The sequence below is a fragment of the Kitasatospora albolonga genome, assembly GCA_002082585.1.
Classification (GTDB): Bacteria; Actinomycetota; Actinomycetes; order Streptomycetales; family Streptomycetaceae; genus Streptomyces; species Streptomyces stephensoniae.
Genome location: CP020563.1, coordinates 6,098,239 through 6,114,777 on the forward strand (window position 1 = coordinate 6,098,239; position 16,539 = coordinate 6,114,777).

General features: G+C 70.5%; 11 protein-coding genes and 1 pseudogene. 5 read left to right on the forward strand and 7 right to left on the reverse strand.

From position 1 onward, the window contains the following. Positions 1 to 891 (forward strand): annotated as a pseudogene (locus B7C62_27025) (iron dicitrate ABC transporter ATP-binding protein). Between the two features lie 183 nt (positions 892 to 1,074). Next, complete coding sequence (locus B7C62_27030; protein ID ARF75500.1) at positions 1,075 to 2,106, forward strand: ABC transporter substrate-binding protein; 1,032 nt, start codon at positions 1,075 to 1,077, stop codon at positions 2,104 to 2,106. Positions 2,107 to 2,222: 116 nt separating this feature from the next. Here the strand turns inward: B7C62_27030 and B7C62_27035 are convergent, their stop codons facing one another. The 3 genes from B7C62_27035 to B7C62_27045 all read right to left on the reverse strand — a co-directional run bounded on the left by B7C62_27035 (position 2,223) and on the right by B7C62_27045 (position 5,024). Beyond that, a complete protein-coding gene (locus tag B7C62_27035) occupies positions 2,223 to 2,846 on the reverse strand; it encodes a polyisoprenoid-binding protein (GenBank protein ID ARF75501.1) in 624 nt (207 codons plus the stop codon). A gap of 146 nt (positions 2,847 to 2,992) precedes the next feature. Continuing rightward, the gene (locus B7C62_27040) at positions 2,993 to 3,673 is read right to left on the reverse strand and encodes a peptidoglycan-binding protein (protein ID ARF75502.1); all 681 of its coding nucleotides are present in this window, start codon (positions 3,671 to 3,673) and stop codon (positions 2,993 to 2,995) included. 139 nt (positions 3,674 to 3,812) lie between these two features. Then, positions 3,813 to 5,024: a sugar hydrolase gene (locus tag B7C62_27045; GenBank protein ARF75503.1), complete on the reverse strand. Its 1,212-nt coding sequence runs from the start codon at positions 5,022 to 5,024 to the stop codon at positions 3,813 to 3,815. A 430-nt stretch (positions 5,025 to 5,454) separates the two neighbouring features. Here B7C62_27045 and B7C62_27050 point away from each other — a divergent pair, with 430 nt between their 5' ends. The 3 genes from B7C62_27050 (at position 5,455) to B7C62_27060 (ending at position 11,462) form a co-directional block, all read left to right on the forward strand. Beyond that, a complete protein-coding gene (locus B7C62_27050) occupies positions 5,455 to 9,336 on the forward strand; it encodes a hypothetical protein (GenBank protein ID ARF75504.1) in 3,882 nt (1,293 codons plus the stop codon). 264 nt (positions 9,337 to 9,600) lie between these two features. Next, the gene (locus tag B7C62_27055) at positions 9,601 to 11,187 is read left to right on the forward strand and encodes a methylmalonyl-CoA carboxyltransferase (GenBank protein ARF75505.1); all 1,587 of its coding nucleotides are present in this window, start codon (positions 9,601 to 9,603) and stop codon (positions 11,185 to 11,187) included. 71 nt (positions 11,188 to 11,258) lie between these two features. Continuing rightward, positions 11,259 to 11,462 carry a hypothetical protein gene (locus B7C62_27060; GenBank protein ID ARF75506.1) on the forward strand — a complete coding sequence of 68 codons (204 nt, stop codon included), beginning with the start codon at positions 11,259 to 11,261 and terminating at the stop codon, positions 11,460 to 11,462. A 71-nt stretch (positions 11,463 to 11,533) separates the two neighbouring features. On the opposite strand, the gene B7C62_27065 is transcribed toward B7C62_27060, so the two are convergent. The 4 genes from B7C62_27065 to B7C62_27080 all read right to left on the reverse strand — a co-directional run bounded on the left by B7C62_27065 (position 11,534) and on the right by B7C62_27080 (position 16,491). Beyond that, positions 11,534 to 12,115 (reverse strand): ATP-binding protein, encoded by a 582-nt coding sequence (locus B7C62_27065; protein ARF75507.1) that lies wholly within the window; start codon positions 12,113 to 12,115, stop codon positions 11,534 to 11,536. Then, positions 12,096 to 12,734: a hypothetical protein gene (locus B7C62_27070; GenBank protein ARF75508.1), complete on the reverse strand. Its 639-nt coding sequence runs from the start codon at positions 12,732 to 12,734 to the stop codon at positions 12,096 to 12,098. The genes B7C62_27065 and B7C62_27070 overlap by 20 nt, the downstream gene beginning before the upstream one ends. 90 nt (positions 12,735 to 12,824) lie before the next feature. Next, positions 12,825 to 13,238 carry a dynein regulation protein LC7 gene (locus B7C62_27075; protein ARF77394.1) on the reverse strand — a complete coding sequence of 138 codons (414 nt, stop codon included), beginning with the start codon at positions 13,236 to 13,238 and terminating at the stop codon, positions 12,825 to 12,827. Between the two features lie 10 nt (positions 13,239 to 13,248). Next, positions 13,249 to 16,491 carry an ATPase gene (locus B7C62_27080; protein ARF75509.1) on the reverse strand — a complete coding sequence of 1,081 codons (3,243 nt, stop codon included), beginning with the start codon at positions 16,489 to 16,491 and terminating at the stop codon, positions 13,249 to 13,251. Positions 16,492 to 16,539: the final 48 nt, after the last annotated feature.

Consider the following 16,539-nt stretch of genomic DNA (forward strand, 5'->3'; position numbering starts at 1 on the left):
ATGACGCTCCATCGAGACAGTTCGGTTCATCCAGATCCAGACACAGACACAGACACAGACGACGACAACGAAAGGCGTGGCCCGGTCGTGGCTCAGCACACTCTTCAAGCCCGGGACGTCCGCCTCGGCTACGGCGAGCGGGAGATCGTCTCCGGCCTGAGCGTGACCGTCCCGCCCGGCCGGATCACCGTCATCGTCGGCCCCAACGCCTGCGGCAAGTCCACCCTGCTGCGGGCGATGGCCCGGCTGCTCGCGCCCTCCGCCGGGGCGGTGCTCCTGGACGGCCGGTCCATCCAGGAGATGCCGACCAAGGAGGTCGCCTCCGTACTCGGCATCCTGCCCCAGAGCCCCACCGCCCCGGAGGGCATCACCGTCTCCGATCTGGTCGGCCGGGGCCGCTACCCGCACCAGGGCTGGTTCCGCCGCTGGGGCTCCGAGGACGACGAGGCGGTCGCGCAGGCGCTGCTCTCCACCGACGTCCTGGAGCTGGCCGACCGGTCGGTGGACGAGCTCTCGGGCGGCCAGCGCCAGCGGGTGTGGATCGCGATGGCGCTGGCGCAGCGTACGGACATCCTGCTGCTGGACGAGCCGACGACGTTCCTGGACGCCAGCCACCAGCTCGACGTCCTGGACCTGCTCACCGACCTCAACCGGGAGCGCGGCGTCACCATGGTGGCCGTCCTGCACGACCTGAACCTGGCCTGCCGGTACGCGGACCACATGATCGCCATGAAGGGCGGGCGGATCGTGGCGGAGGGGCGACCGGCCGACATCGTGACCGAGGAACTCGTCGGCGAGGTCTTCGGGATGCGCTGCTCGGTGATCGAGGACCCGGCGTCGGCCACCCCGATGGTGGTGCCGCTGGGCCGCCACCATGTGAAGGGGCCCGCGGAATGCCGTACGGAGGGGGTCGGCGGGCCCGATGTGTCCCGTACGGAGGAGGGGCCCGGCGCCAAGGGGATCTGACGGGCCTCACGCGGAGGGGCCCGGCGCTCCGGTCCGGTGGCCTGAAACGCGTACGTTCCCGGAAGGGCCAGCCCGATGGCACCGTTGTCATTAGGTGAGGCTAACCTCATGGGTATGAACGCTTCCGTTTCCCGGCGCCCGCGCCGCACCCCCGTCCTGATGGCCGGTGCCGTCGCCGCCCTGCTCGTCGGCGTCTCCGCCTGCGGTTCGTCGGACGATTCCTCCTCCGGCACGTCCGGCTCCGCGTCCCCCGCCGCCTCCGAAGGCGCCTTCCCCGCCAAGGTCGCGACGAAGTTCGGCGAGGTCACCGTCGACAAGCAGCCCAAGCGCATCGTCGCGCTCGGCTGGGGCGACGCCGAGACGGTGCTCGCGCTCGGCGGCCAGCCGGTCGGCGCGAGCGACTGGCTGCCCTTCGGCGGCGAGGGCGTCGGCCCCTGGGCCAAGGGCATGTACGACAAGGCCCCCGAGCTGATCGGCACGATGGAGCCGGAGTTCGAGAAGATCGCCTCCCTCCAGCCGGACCTGATCCTGGACACCAAGTCCAGCGGCGACCAAACCCGTTACGACACCCTGAAGAAGATCGCCCCGACCGTGGGCGTGCCCAAGGGCGGCGACCAGTACACGATCTCGTGGGAGCAGCAGACCACGATGATCGCCGCCGCCATGGGCGTGCCCGAGAAGGGCAAGGAGCTGATCGAGGAGACCTCGAAGAAGTTCGAGGCCGCCGCAAAGGCGCACCCCGAGTTCAAGGACGCCACGATCGTGCTCGGCTCGCGCACCTCCGAGGGCTACGGCGCGTACGTCGGCGGCACGGGCCGCGTCAACTTCGTGGAGCGCCTCGGCTTCAAGAACAGCCCGGCCGTCGAGGCCAAGGCCAGTGGGGGCTTCTCGATCCCCATCTCCAAGGAGAACCTCGAACTCCTCGACGCCGACCTCACGGTGATGACCCCGATCGGCATCCCCGCCACGGACATCAGCAACGACCCGCTGTACAAGGCGGTCCCCTCGGTCAAGGCCGGGAACGCCCTGATCTTCGAGGACCAGGACATCGCGCAGGCGTTCGCCACGGACTCCGTGCTCTCCGTCCCGTACGCCCTGGAGAAGGTCGTCCCGCTCTTCGCGGAGAAGGTCAAGAAGTAGCTCCCGTACGCGTACGCACGCCGACGCGCCCCGCACCCGTGACATCCGGGTGCGGGGCGCGTTGCTTGGAGGCCGATCTGAAGGGGGGCGCCGGGCCGGGGGCCGGTCCGGCCGGGTCACGCCTGCGGGGCGGCTGCCTTGATCGCGGAGATGTCGAAGTTCAGCTTGACCTTGTCGCTGACCATGACCCCGCCGGTCTCCAGCGCCGCGTTCCAGGTCAGGCCCCAGTCGGAGCGCAGGATGTCCGCGCTGCCCTCGAAGCCGACGCGCTCGTTGCCGTACACATCGGTGGCGGAGCCGTTGAACTCCAGGTCGATGGAGAGCGGGCGCGTGACGTCCTTGATGGTCAGGTCGCCCGTGATCCGGTACGCCTCGCCGCCCAGCTGCTCGGCGCTGGTCGAGCGGAACGTCATCAGGGGAAACTTCTCGGCGTCGAAGAAGTCACCGCTGACCAGGTGGCCGTCGCGGTCCGCGATGCCCGTGTCGATGCTGGCGATCTTCACGTCGATGGCGGCGGAGGAGTTCGCCGGGTCGGTGCCGTCCAGGGTCAGGGTGCCCTCGTGCTCGCCGAAGGAGCCGCGCACATTGGTGACCATGGCGTGCCGCACGGTGAAGCCGATGCTGCTGTGGGCCGGGTCGATGGTGTAGGTGCCGGTCAGGGCGGCCAGCGCCGGGTCCACCGCGGGGGCCTCGGTGACGGTGGTCGGGGCGGCGGTCGACTTGCGGGTGAACAGAGCCATGGCTCCTCCTCGGGATGCGCTGCGGGGGACGGGGGTCGAGCACTGCCGAAGGGGTTGTTTAACCTTCAACGAGATTGACTGTAGCTCCATCTTGTTCAAGTTTCAACCTTTGATGGGCTCGGCTCCCCGGCGCCCCCGCCGAGGAGTCAGCCGATCGGGTCCACCGTCGGCCCCTCCCGCTCCAGCAGGTCCCGGGCGAACCGCTCCCACTGTGCGTACCGGTCCGGATGTGCGGACCGCTGCACCGCCTGGCACGCGGCGCCCGGGTCCATCGACTCCCAGTCCTTGATCTGGAGCAGCCCCGGATTGCTGGTCGGCGACGGCAGCCCGTAGAAGGATTTCGACGCCGTCGGGACATGGGTGATCTGCTGCGGAGTGCCCCAGCCCATGCTCGGGCGCTGCTGGAAGACGCCGAGCGAGTCGTGGTCCACCGGGGTCGTGTAGTTGACGAACTTCGACTCCTGCATGGCCGTCATCAGGGCGATCACCTGCCCCTGCGCCGGAAGCTCCGCCCCCTTCCCGACGCCGATGACCGTACGCGCGTGCGCGAGCTGTTCCGGGCCGAGGTCGGAGGGGTCGGCGAACACCGTGCGCAGTTCGCTGTCCGGGGCCACCTTGAGCAGGTGGGCCGTCGCCGTGTCCACGAGGCCGGTGGGGGCGAGTCCGTAACTCTGCTGGAAGGCGCGCAGGCCCTGGGCGGCGGTCGGTGGCGGCGGCGCGGGTTCGGTGGCGTGGGCGGTGAGGGGGGCCGTCAGCAGGAGTACGGCGGTGAGCACCGCGAGCGCGCGGCGGCGGAGCCCGGTCTTCCGGGTGTGCGTCTTTCGCATACGGCACGGTTCCGGGACGCCGAAACGAAAGTCAAGGATGCCGCGAATAGTATGAATTGATGGTGTGTTGCCCGAACAGGGAAACGCCCCTGCCGGCCGGGTCCGGCAGGGGCGCCTCACCGGGCGGGCGCGGGAGCCGTCAGGACCCCACGCTCACCGTGAAGCGGCGCGGGTTCCCGTCGTGCGCCGCGCCCGAGACGTCCGGCTCGCCGTCCGGGCGGACGTCGTCGTACGGGAACGCGTAGCCGATCGGGCTGTTGGCGTGGACCACCCGGGACCAGTGGTTGGTCACCTCGGTCCTGTAGTAGTCCGCCACCGTCGTGCCGTTCGGCTGGCTCGGGTGGCTCAGCATGATCGAGCGGTTGAAGCCCGCCGCCAGCCGGGCCAGGATCGCCTTCTTCTCGTCGGCGTCGCCCGGGTTGTTGGTGAACGGCCCGTGGTTGCAGGTGAAGATGTCCTTCGTCTCCGGCTTGGTGAACGTGTGGCCGCCCTCAAAGGTCAGCGTGTCCCCGCTCACCCGGCCCGCCAGTGTGCCCCGGCCGCCCTGGAGGTCGATCCGCAGGTCCTCGGAGCGGTACTTCTCCCAGACCTCGTCGATCTGCGCCTCGAACAGGCCCCGGAACGGCATCTCGGCCGGCCGGTCGAAGTACGGGGCCATGATGTTCTGCGGCGAGACCACCCGCAGCACCTTGCCGTCGTCGCCCCGGGTGATCAGCCGGTCCCAGGGCTGCCCGTCGGCCGCCGCCTGGGCGGTGAGGTCCGCCGCGATCCGGTCCACCGCGTCCTCGGGGTGCGCGGGCACGACATGGGTGCCGTCCCCCTCCAGCGTGATGCCGATCGGGAGGGCGGTGATCAGGTCCACGTAGCTGATGTTGGAGTACAGCTGCTGGGTGTTGAAGGTGAACTCGGCGAACGCCCAGGTCCGCCCGTAGTTCGGGTCCGTCGGCGTGGCGAAGGCGGGCTCCACCAGGGACGGGCCCGGGTTGAGGTAGAAGTCCAGCTTGTCGTCGCGGACGAAGTAGACCCGCGCCCCGTACATCTGCGGCAGCGTCAGCACCACCGGCGCCGCGCCCGCCGCGTTGAGCGGGATCGCGCAGTCCACCGGGAGCGGGGTCTCCGGCGCGCCCGGGGACTCGGGGCGGTAGACCTCGCCGTTCGGCCGGAGCAGCGCCCAGCCGTCGGTGGCCAGCTCACGGCCGGTGACGTACGCGTACACCTGGCCCGGCAGCGACTTGTTCTCCAGGGCCAGTTCGCAGGTCGCGGGGGCCGCGGAGGCGCGCGGGCTCAGGGCGGTGCCCCAGGCGGGGTACGTCAGGGCGGTGGCCGTGGCGGCGGCGCCGGTCAGGAACATTCTGCGCGAAATCACGAGGGAACTCCCGGGTGTGTGGGGGCCGCAGACCGGTCGTGGGGGTGTGGTGGGGGAGGGGGCCGGACAGTGGGGGTGTCTGCGGGGGTGCGCACCACTCTCGCCAGGGGTGGGACGGGCGTCAATACTTGTGACTGAGAGCGCTCTCAAAAATTCCAGGTCTTCACAACTCGACGCCCGGAAGCGGTACTTGCCGGAACCGGACGGGCGCGAACCGTGACCGTACGGGGGTGGCTCCGGTCGTACGGAGACGGTTCCGGCCGTACGGACGCGGCTCTGGTCAAGAGGTGAACGGGCGGGGCCCGGGAGCCGCCCCCGGCCCACTTGGACTTACGGAGCACGGTTGTTGGACGGAGACGGCCCCCGGGACCGGCATGCGTTGACGGTGTCCCGACACGGCGACTACTCAGGGCCCATGTCGCCAAGATTCCCCTCCGTCGGCCCGGTCGCCGTCGCCTCAGCCGCCGTCCTGGCGCTCGTGGGGACCGCCCTCCCCGCCGCAGCCGCCGACCCGTCCCCCGTACCGCGGGCCGGGAAGTCCGCACCACCGGCCGGGGAGTCCGCCGGGGCCATCGGCTCCGGCCCCCTCACCGTCGCCGTGGCCGACGACTTCCCGCGCGTCCTGTCGTACACCGACCGGGGCAGCGGCGAGCGGCTCCTCGGCAGTACGCGGCCGGTCACCGCCATCACCCTCAACGGCACCGCCCACCCGGTGAAGCTCAAAGGCGCCCCGAAGGTCTCCGCCTCCGCCGCCCGCTACACCCTCGCCTTCGACGGCCTCCCCGGCGTCGAGCTCGACGCCTCGCTCACGGTCTCCGGCCGCACCACCACCTTCAAGGTGACCGCCGTCCGGGACACCGCCGCCTTCCGGGTCGGGACCATCGACATCCCCGGGCACGACCTGATCTCCGTCGGCTCCACCGAGCCCGGCGCCGCCACCGCGTTCACCACCCTGGACCCGGACTCCACCCGTACCGCCGACGTCTTCGCGAAGGTCACGGGGGCCACGAAGCCGGACCCCGCACCCCTCGGCGCCACCTACGCCCTCCTCAACACCTCCTCCCTGGCCGCCGCCGTCGAGTCCAACTCCTCCTACGACAAGCCCTCAGGCCCCACGGGCGGCGACGACGCCCGCTTCTGGCGCCAGGCCCGCACCGAGGTGGACGGCAGCGTCCGGGTCGGCGTGAGCTCGGGCCAGTGGACCTACCGGGGCGAGGGCGCGCCGAAGCCCGAGAGCGGCGGGAACCTGCCCTGGACCAAGGTCGTCATCACCCCGGACGCCAACGGGGACAAGGCCGTCGACTGGCAGGACGGGGCCATCGCCTTCCGCTCCATCGGCATCACCGCCCCAGGCAGCGAGGAGACCGCCGACCGGGTCATCACCCACATCCCGTTCAACTTCGCCAGCCAGGCCACCCACCCCTTCCTGCGCACCCTGGACGACGTCAAGCGGATCGCGCGGGCCACCGACGGCCTCGGCCAGCTCGCCGTCCTCAAGGGGTACGGCTCCGAGGGCCACGACTCCGCCCACCCGGACTACGGCGGCAACCACAACAAGCGCGCGGGCGGCCTCAAGGACCTCAACACCCTCCTCAAGCAGGGCAGGAAGTGGGGCGCCACCTTCGGCGTCCACGTCAACGCCACCGAGTCCTACCCGGAGGCCAAAGCCTTCAGCGAGCAGCTCGTGGACAAGGCGAAGCCCGGCTGGAACTGGCTCAACCAGAGCTACTACATCGACCAGCGCCGCGACCTCAACAGCGGCGACCTCGCCAAGCGCTTCCAGCAGCTGCGGAACGAGACCGACCGCAACCTGGCCTTCCTCTACATCGACGTCTACTACACCCACGGCTGGATCGCCGACAAGACGATCCAGACCGTGCAGAAGCAGGGCTGGACGGTCGGCACCGAGTGGTCCGACAAGTTCGAACGGGCCTCGCTCTGGTCCCACTGGGCCAACGACCTCAACTACGGCGGGGCCACCAACAAGGGGCTCAACTCGCAGATCATCCGGTTCATCCGCAACGGCGAGAAGGACATCTGGAACAACCATCCCGTCCTCGGCCAGAGTGTCCTGGAAGAGTTCGAGGGGTGGACCGGCGAGACCGACTGGAACGCCTTCACCGCCGCCGTCTGGCAGAAGAACCTCCCCGCCAAGTACCTCCAGCAGCAGCGGATCACCCGCTGGGACGGAAACGACATCACCTTCACCGGAGGCGTGTGCGGCACGGTCGAGGACGGGAAGCGGACCTTCTACCAGCAGGGCCGCAAGGTGCTCAGCGGGACGGACTACCTGCTGCCCTGGGACGGCGGGAAGAAGCTGTACCACTACAGCGAGACCGGGGGCACCAGCACCTGGGAGGTGCCGGGGAAGGGCCCGTACACGGTCTACGAACTGACCGACAACGGCCGCGAGGAGGCCGCCACCGTACGCCCGGTGAACGGGAGGATCACGCTCACCGCCACCGCCGGACAGCCGTACGTCCTCTACCCGGACCGCGCGCCGAAGCAAGCCTCCGCCGACTGGGGCCAGGGCACGCACCTCCAGGACCCCGGCTTCAACGACCGTACGCTGAAGGGCTGGACGAAGACCGGCACCGCCGTACGGCACACCGACGAGCAGGGCCGCAACAGCGCCGCCCTCTCCGGCACCCCCACCGTCGCGCTCTCCCAGACCGTCACCGGACTCCGGCCCGGCAAGCGCTACACCGCCTCCGCCCTCATCGAGGTCGAGCCCGGACAGTCCCGTCGTACGGTGCTGAGCGCGGGCGGACGGTCGGTCACCGTCGAGCGGTCCACGGCCGAGGACTTCGTCGCCGCCTCCGACTGGCACGGCACCCGCTTCCAGCGCGCCAAGGTGAACTTCACCGCCCCGGCGAACGGCCGCACCACCCTGCGCATCGAGGCGGCGGCGGGCTCCGGGGCGATAGTCCGGGCCGATGACGTACGGATCGTGGAGAACGCCCCCGCGACCCGGCCCGGCACGGTGGTGTACGAGGACTTCGAGGCGGTCGACCAGGGGTGGGGCCCCTTCCTCAAGGGCGACGCGGGCGGCTCCACCGACCCCCGCACCCATATCTCCCAGCTGAACGCCCCGTACACCCAGTCCGGCTGGAACGGAAAGCTCGTCGACGACGTGCTCGGCGGCAAGGAGTCCCTGAAGTCCCACGAGGAGAACACCGGGCTCGTCTACCGCACGGCCCCCTGGACCGTGCCCATGAAGGACGGCCACCGGTACAAGGTGGAGTTCGCCTACCAGTCCAGCCACGCCGGGGCCTACGCCTGGGTCGACGGCTACGACCGGGTCGCGGGCGACACGGCCACCTCCACCGAGACCCGGGCCACCCCCATCGGGCAGCAGCGCACCACCGGCCGCTTCAGCCAGACCCTCACCGCCGGGTGCGGCGACACCTGGACCGGGCTGCGGAAGCGGGCCGGAGCACCCCAGGGCGCGGACTTCGTGCTCGACTCCTTCACCGTGACCGACCTCGGGCCCGCCCCCGCCGGGGAGGAAGCCTCCTGCGGGACGCTCACGGTGGCCGCCGACGCCGAGACCCTGGAGCCGGGCGCCCCGAACACCGTGAAGGCGGTCTTCGGCAACGACGAGGCGAGCGCCGCCACGGGCGTGAAGCTGGCGCTGACGGTCCCCGAGGGCTGGCGGGCCGAGGCCGCCGGACCGGTCGCCTTCGACTCCGTGGCCCCCGGCGCCGAGGTCACCGGCAGCTGGCGGGTCACCCCGCCGCTCGACGCCCCGTACGAGACGTACCAGCTCGGCGCCCAGGCCACGTACGCCGTGGAAGGCGCCCCGCGCACGCTCGGCGCACGGGCCTCCGTACGGACCCTGCCGCCCCCGCCCACCGAGGACCGCTGGGCCAGTGACCTCGACTGGACGGAGGCCCGGAACGGCTGGGGGCCCGTCGAGCGGGACCAGTCCAACGGGGAGACCGGAAGCGGCGACGGCACCCCGCTGCGGATCGGCGGGGTCACCTACGCCAAGGGGCTCGGCACCCACGCCCCGGCGATGATCCGCTACTACCTGGGCGGGACGTGCACCTCCTTCACCGCCGAGGCCGGGGTCGACGACGTCCAGACCACGCGCGGCAGCGTGCGGTTCTCCGTCACCGCCGACGGTACGGAGAAGGTCAAGTCGCCGGTGCTGGGCGCTGCCGATCCGGCCTGGCAGCTCACCGCCGACATCACCGGAGCGAAGTACGTCGAACTCGTCGTCGACGACGGCGGCGACGGCAACGGCAACGACCACGCCGACTGGGGCAACGCCCGCTTCCACTGCGGGGGTTGAAACACCGGACGAACAGTGCCCGGGGCGCGGTGCACATCAGGGGAACGGTGCTGCGCCATACTGAGGGGGTCTTCGGGCCCCCTCAGCGCCCTGTGTCCCACAGCACATCGCCTCTTTGTAGGGTTCTCACAGCGCGGAGCCGCGTTCCGCTGGTGGATCGCCTGCCCGGAGGTGCGGTTCTGTTCACACCCACCACGAAACCGGGCAGGAGACTGTACGGAGTCGACGGCACGATTTCTGGGTCGGGGTTCGTAGGGTCGATGCATGACCGTTGTGGACGAAACCCAGGGTGAGCAGCCGAGCGACACGCGTGGCCGGGTGGCCGAACTGCTGGCCCTGCGCGAGCAGGCCCGGCGCGGCCCCAGCGAGCGCGCGACCCAGGCGCAGCACGCCAAGGGCAAGCTGACCGCCCGCGAGCGCATCGAGCTGCTGCTCGACCCGGGCTCGTTCAAGGAGGTCGAGCAGCTCCGCCGCCACCGGGCGACCGGGTTCGGCCTGGAGGCCAAGAAGCCGTACACCGACGGTGTCATCACCGGCTGGGGCACGGTCGAGGGCCGCACGGTCTTCGTCTACGCGCACGACTTCCGGATCTTCGGCGGGGCGCTGGGCGAGGCCCACGCCACGAAGATCCACAAGATCATGGACATGGCCATCTCGGCGGGTGCGCCGCTGGTGTCGCTGAACGACGGCGCGGGCGCCCGTATCCAGGAGGGCGTCTCGGCGCTCGCTGGGTACGGCGGCATCTTCCAGCGCAACACGCGGGCCTCGGGTGTCATCCCGCAGATCAGCGTGATGCTCGGCCCGTGCGCGGGCGGCGCCGCCTACAGCCCGGCGCTGACCGACTTCGTCTTCATGGTCCGTGAGACCTCGCAGATGTTCATCACCGGACCGGACGTCGTCAAGGCGGTCACCGGTGAGGAGATCACGCAGAACGGCCTCGGCGGCGCGGACGTGCACGCCGAGACCTCCGGCGTCGCTCACTTCGCGTACGACGACGAGGAGACCTGCATCGCCGAGGTCCGCTACCTCATCGGGATGCTGCCCTCCAACAACCGCGAGAACCCGCCGACCGTCCCGAGCGACGACCCGGCCGACCGGCGCGGCGAGGTCCTTCTCGACCTGGTCCCGGCCGACGGCAACCGTCCGTACGACATGCACCAGGTCATCGAGGAGCTCGTCGACGACGGCGACTACCTGGAGATCCACGAGCGCTGGGCCCGCAACATCATCTGCGCGCTGGCCCGCCTGGACGGCCAGGTCGTCGGCATCGTCGCCAACCAGCCGCAGGCGCTGGCGGGGGTGCTGGACATCGAGGCGTCCGAGAAGGCCGCCCGGTTCGTCCAGATGTGCGATGCCTTCAACATCCCGATCATCACCCTTCTGGACGTCCCCGGCTTCCTGCCCGGCGTCGACCAGGAGCACGGTGGGATCATCCGGCACGGCGCCAAGCTCCTGTACGCCTACTGCAACGCCACCGTGCCCCGGATCAGCCTGATCCTGCGCAAGGCATACGGAGGCGCCTACATCGTCATGGACAGCCAGTCCATCGGGGCCGACCTCACCTACGCCTGGCCCACCAACGAGATCGCGGTCATGGGCGCCGAGGGTGCCGCCAACGTCATCTTCCGCCGCCAGATCGCCGACGCCGAGGACCCCGAGGCCATGCGCGCCCGCATGGTGAAGGAGTACAAGGCCGAGCTGATGCACCCGTACTACGCGGCCGAGCGCGGCCTGGTCGACGATGTCATCGACCCCACCGAGACCCGCGAGGTGCTCATCGCCTCGCTCGCCATGCTCCGCACCAAGCACGCCGACCTGCCGTCCCGCAAGCACGGCAACCCCCCGCAGTAGTCGCCCTCCGCGGCGGCGCGATCCGCCGCACGGTCCACGACACCCTGCCGAGAAGACGGAGACACCCCACCATGAGCCTGACGTCCGCCGAGTCCGTCCTGCGCGTCGAGAAGGGTCACGCCGACCCCGAGGAGCTGGCGGCCATCACCGCCGTCCTGATGGCCCGCGCCGCCACCCAGCCGTCCGCCCCCGCCCGCCGGGGCCGCGACACCGCGGGCTGGCGCCGCCTGGAGCGCACGCCGGGCTTCCGTGCCCCGCACAGCTGGCAGGGCTGAGCCCCGTACGGCATTACGGGAAGGGCCCCGCACTCCTCAGGAGTGCGGGGCCCTTTCGCGTGTACGTGCCCTTACCGCAGGCGCGCCATCAGGGCGTGCTCGACCAGCGTGATGAGCGCGCTCTTGGCGTCCGCGCGGTGGCGGGCGTCCGTCGTCAGGATCGGGGTGTCCGGCCCGATCTGGAGTGCCTCACGCACCTCGTCGGGGGTGTAGGGCTGGTGTCCGTCGAAGCCGTTGAGGGCGATGACGAAGGGGAGGCCGCTGTTCTCGAAGTAGTCGACGGCGGGGAAGCAGTCGGCGAGGCGGCGGGTGTCGACGAGGACGACGGCGCCGATGGCGCCGCGGACCAGGTCGTCCCACATGAACCAGAAGCGGTCCTGGCCCGGGGTACCGAAGAGGTACAGGATCAGGTCCTGGTCCAGGGTGATGCGGCCGAAGTCCATGGCCACCGTCGTGGTGGTCTTGTCCCCGGTGTGGGTCAGATCGTCGATGCCCGCCGAGGCGGACGTCATCACGGCTTCGGTGCGCAGCGGGTTGATCTCCGAGACGGCACCGACAAACGTGGTCTTACCCACGCCGAAGCCCCCTGCCACCACGATCTTCGCCGAGGTAGTGGAGCGGGCCGCTCCGCCGCTAGAGCTTGCGAAGTCCACTGAGCACCCTTTCGAGCAGTGTCACATCTGGCTGGCCGCCGGCGGCCTCGTCGCCGCCGGGCTGATGGATAGCGACGAGTCCGGCCTCGGCCAGGTCGGCGACGAGGATCCGGGCAACGCCGAGGGGGATCGAGAGAAGGGCCGAGACCTCGGCGACCGACTTGATCTCGATGCAGAGCCGGCAGATCCGCTGGTGCTCGGGCAACTGCCCTTGCAGTCGGGACGGATCGGCCGTGGTGCTGACCAGCGCCTCGATGGCGAGCTGGTACCGCGGCCGGGTCCGGCCGCCGGTCATGGCGTACGGACGGACCAGCGGATTGTGCGCGGCGGGTTTGGCGGGCTCGGGAGCCCGCCGCTGCTGCTGCGCCTGCTGGACCCGGGGCTGCTGCGGCTGTTGGTGCTGTTGCTGGGGCCATGCCGACCCCTGTTGCTGCGGGGGCCACTCGGACCCCTGCGGACCATGCCCGCCCTGGTGCTGCTGAGGCTGCTGGTATGGCTGATAAGGGTGCCCGGGGCCCTGGCCGCCGGATGCGGCGGGGAAGCCGAAACGGTTGTCACCGTGCTCACCCGGAACCCTCTGCTCACCCTCGTATGGGTGTCCGCCTGTGGGTGCTGCCACGTTTCCTCCTCCGACTGCCGGTCGCCGATCCCAGTGGGGCCGCGCCACCGCACCTTATGGCGCGGTGGCGAGAAACGCACTGTCTCTCTCCTAGTTGAGAAGACTTCCCTGAAGTTCGGCGCGGAGGTCCGGGGTCAGGACACTGCCCGCGCGGTCGACCAGAAGGGCCATTTCGTACCCGACCAGACCGATGTCGGCGTCCGGGTGGGCGAGGACGGCGAGGGACGAGCCGTCGGAGATGGACATGATGAAGAGGAATCCCCTCTCCATCTCCACAACGGTCTGGTTGACCGCCCCGCCCTCGAAGATCCGGGAGGCGCCCGCGGTCAGCGACGTCAGACCGGAGGCCACGGCCGCCAGCTGGTCGGCGCGGTCGCGCGGGAAACCTTCGGACATCGCCAGCAGGAGTCCGTCGGCGGAGACCACCACCGTGTGCGACACCCCGGGGGTGTTGTCCACGAAGTTGGTGATCAACCAGTTCAGATTCTGCGCCGCCTGGCTCATCGGGCTCACACTAACGCTCCTGGTTGTAGGTGGTACTGGTGTCCGACCCCGCGCTGCGTCCCCGGAGGACACCCCGCCGCAGGTTGCTCAACCTGCCGCGGACGTCCTCGGGGGCGCGGGAGACCTGTGGGCCGCCCTGCTGGGTCTGCTCCGCCGTGCCTTCGACCAGGTTGGCCTTGGGCACGCGCCGGGGGAGTCCGGAGGGGGTGATTCCGCCCGCCTTCGGCTCACGGAGCTTCTCGGCCCGCTCCCAGCGCTCGTCGTTCGTCGAGCGCCAGTCGTCGGAGCCGTCCCCGTCCGTCTGCGGGACCTGCTGCGGTTCCCGCCGCGGCAGGCGCTGCGGGGCCGGAGCGGGCCGTTCGTTGCCGCCGCCCGGCTGCCAGTGCTGCGCACCACCGCGGCGCGGAAGACCGGCCTCGGTCAGCTCGTGGCCGACGTTCGGGGCGGTGGCTCCCGGACGGTCGAAGCCTACGCGCTCCTGCGCCGGGGCGGGAGCGCTCGGAACGGAATCGGCCTCGGGCTGCGGAACCGGCTCAAAACCGTTCTGGTTACCGCTCTGAACAGGCCAGTCGTCCTGGTGGGACGGGTCGGCCGGAGCAGCGTACCGCTCGGTGGTGTACGCGTCCTGGAGGTTCTCCGGAGCGGCATATGCCGCTTCCGCGTAGTTCCCCTGAGGCTGCGGTTCCGCCCCGTTCTGCTGCTGGGGGTAGCCGTCCTCGGTGCCGTACTGCTGCTGCTCGTAGGAGCCGGCGTACGGGTCCTGGGCCTGCTGGTCGGTGTCCTGGCCGTACGGGGCCTGCCCGTAGGACTCCGGGGCGTAACCCTGCTGCTGCCCGGCGTACTGGTCCTGGCCGCTGTACGGCTCCTGCGCGTACGGCTCCTGGCCGTACCCCTGCTGCTGCTCCTGGGCGCCGCCGGGGCCCGTCTGGGCCTCCAGGGCCGCCCTGCGCTCCTCGCGCATCAGCGAACGGTTGACCGGGTCCAGCTGGTTGGGGTCCGCCTGGACCTCGTAGCGCGAGTCGTCGAAGCCGAGCTCCGCCGCCGTACGCATCCGGTTCTGCTGCGGCGCCGGTTCGAAGGTCTGCTGCTGCTCGGGGATGATCGAGGAGACGGTGAAGTCGTCCGGACCGTCCATGCCGTCGCCGCCGCCACCGTGGGTGATGGGGTCCGGGAGCATGACCAGCGAGGTGGTCCCGGCCTGCTCGCCCGAGGGGCGGAGCTGGACCCGGATGCCGTGCCGGTCGGCGAGCCGCCCGACCACGAACAGGCCCATGCGCTGGGAGACGGCGGCGTCCACGGTCGGCGGGTTGGCCAGCTTGTGGTTGATGTCGGCGAAGTCCTCGGCGGTGAGGCCGATCCCCTTGTCGTGGATCTCGACCATGACGCGGCCGTCGGGCAGCCGGGTCGCGGTGACCCGGACCTTGGTCTGCGGCGAGGAGAACGTGGTGGCGTTCTCCAGCAGCTCGGCCAGCAGGTGCACGAGGTCGGTGACGGCCCGGCCGTGGATCTCGGCCTCGGGGATGCCGGACAGCTCGATGCGCTCGTACGACTCCACCTCGGAGGAGGCGGCGCGCAGGACGTCGACCAGCGGCACCGGCTGGTCCCAGCGGCGGCCGGGCTCCTCGCCCGCGAGGATGAGGAGGTTCTCGCCGTTACGGCGCATACGGGTCGCCAGGTGGTCCAGCTTGAAGAGGCTCTCCAGCTGGTCTGGGTCGGCCTCGTTGTTCTCCAGGTCGGTGATCAGGGTCAGCTGGCCCTCGATCAGCGACTGGTTGCGGCGCGAGAGGTTGGTGAAGATCGCGTTGACGTTGCCCCGCAGCATGGCCTGCTCGGCGGCGAGCCGGACGGCCTCGCGGTGCACCTGGTCGAAGGCGCGGGCGACCTCGCCGATCTCGTCCTGCGTGGTGATCGGGATCGGCTGCACCCGGGTGTCGACCCGGCCCGGTTCGGTACGGGAGAGCTGGTCGACGAGCGTGGGCAGCCGCTGCTCGGCGATGGAGAACGCGGCGGTACGCAGCCGGCGCATCGAGTGGCTCATCTGGCGGGCCATGAGCCCGGCCAGGACGAAGGCGGCCAGCAGCGCGATGACGACGATCAGGCCGTTGACGATGGCGTCGGACTTGGCGTCGGAGGAGATCTTCGCGGCCTCGTTCACAGCCTTGTCGACGAGATCCTTCTCGACGGTCGCGTACCCCTCGAACTTCGCGGTGGCGGCGGCCATCCAGGTCTCGGGGGTGATGCCCTTCTTCGCCAGCTCCTCGGGGGTCTGCCCCTGGCCGATCTCCTGGACCATGCCGTCGAAGACCGAACCGTCGATGCTCGGCGGCGCCACGAAGTCCTGGCCCGCGGCCTCGGCCTGCTCCCGGGCGGCCTTGAGCTTCCGGGCGCCCTCGGCGGCCTTGCCGCTCATGACCTGCTTGAGGCGGTCCACATCGGCCTGGGTGCCACCGGCGTTGAACTCGGCGAGGGCGATCTGCTCCAGGTAGTTGTACGAGCCGAAAGCCTTGACCTGCTCGCTGTAGACCTCGGGCTTCTTGCTCGGGCGCACCAGCAGGTGCATGCCGATCGAGCGCTGAAGCGATTCTGCAGCCTTGGACAGCTCGATCGCGTAGACGGTACGGCCGTAGCTGGTGACGTTGCCGGTGCCGAGGCCGAGCTCGTTGGCGAACTGCATCAGCGAGTGCTGGACCTGGGTGTAGCCCTCTTCGGTCTTCACCGGGTCCAGCGCCTGCGAATAGGCGGCCTTGCGGAGCTCGGGGAGCGTGGGCTCCTCGGCCTTGAAGAGCTTGAGGCGGCGCTCCAGGCCCGGCTTGGCGGGCATGTCCTTCACCGCGGTGTCGAAGGCGGCGCGCGCCTCGTCCGTGGTGGCCCGGGACTCCTCGACGATGTCGGCGTCCCGGTCGCCGGAGAGCAGCGGCTGGGCGGTGAGGTCACGCTCGTTGAGGAGCGCCTGCCCGTAGTCCGAGGCGGCGCGCACGACGCGCGCGATCTTCTCGGCCTCCTGCGCCTCGCTCCAGGTGTCGATGGAGCCCTTCACCTGGAAGCCGCCCATGATCAGGCCGATGACGACCGGGATCAGGAGGATCGCGTTCAGCCGGGTGGCCACCCGCCAGTTGCGCGGGGAGAACCGGCTGGTGCTGCCACCGGCCGGCTCCGGCTCGGGCGCTCGTGCAGGCGGCGCCGCGGCATGGGACGGCGGGGTGAAGTTGCCCCGCTCGGGCTGCGCCGCGGAGCCCTCGTTGCTTCGCCTCACTCGACCAACAACCTCTCGGCGTCGGCACCTACGTTGTGCCGGATTATT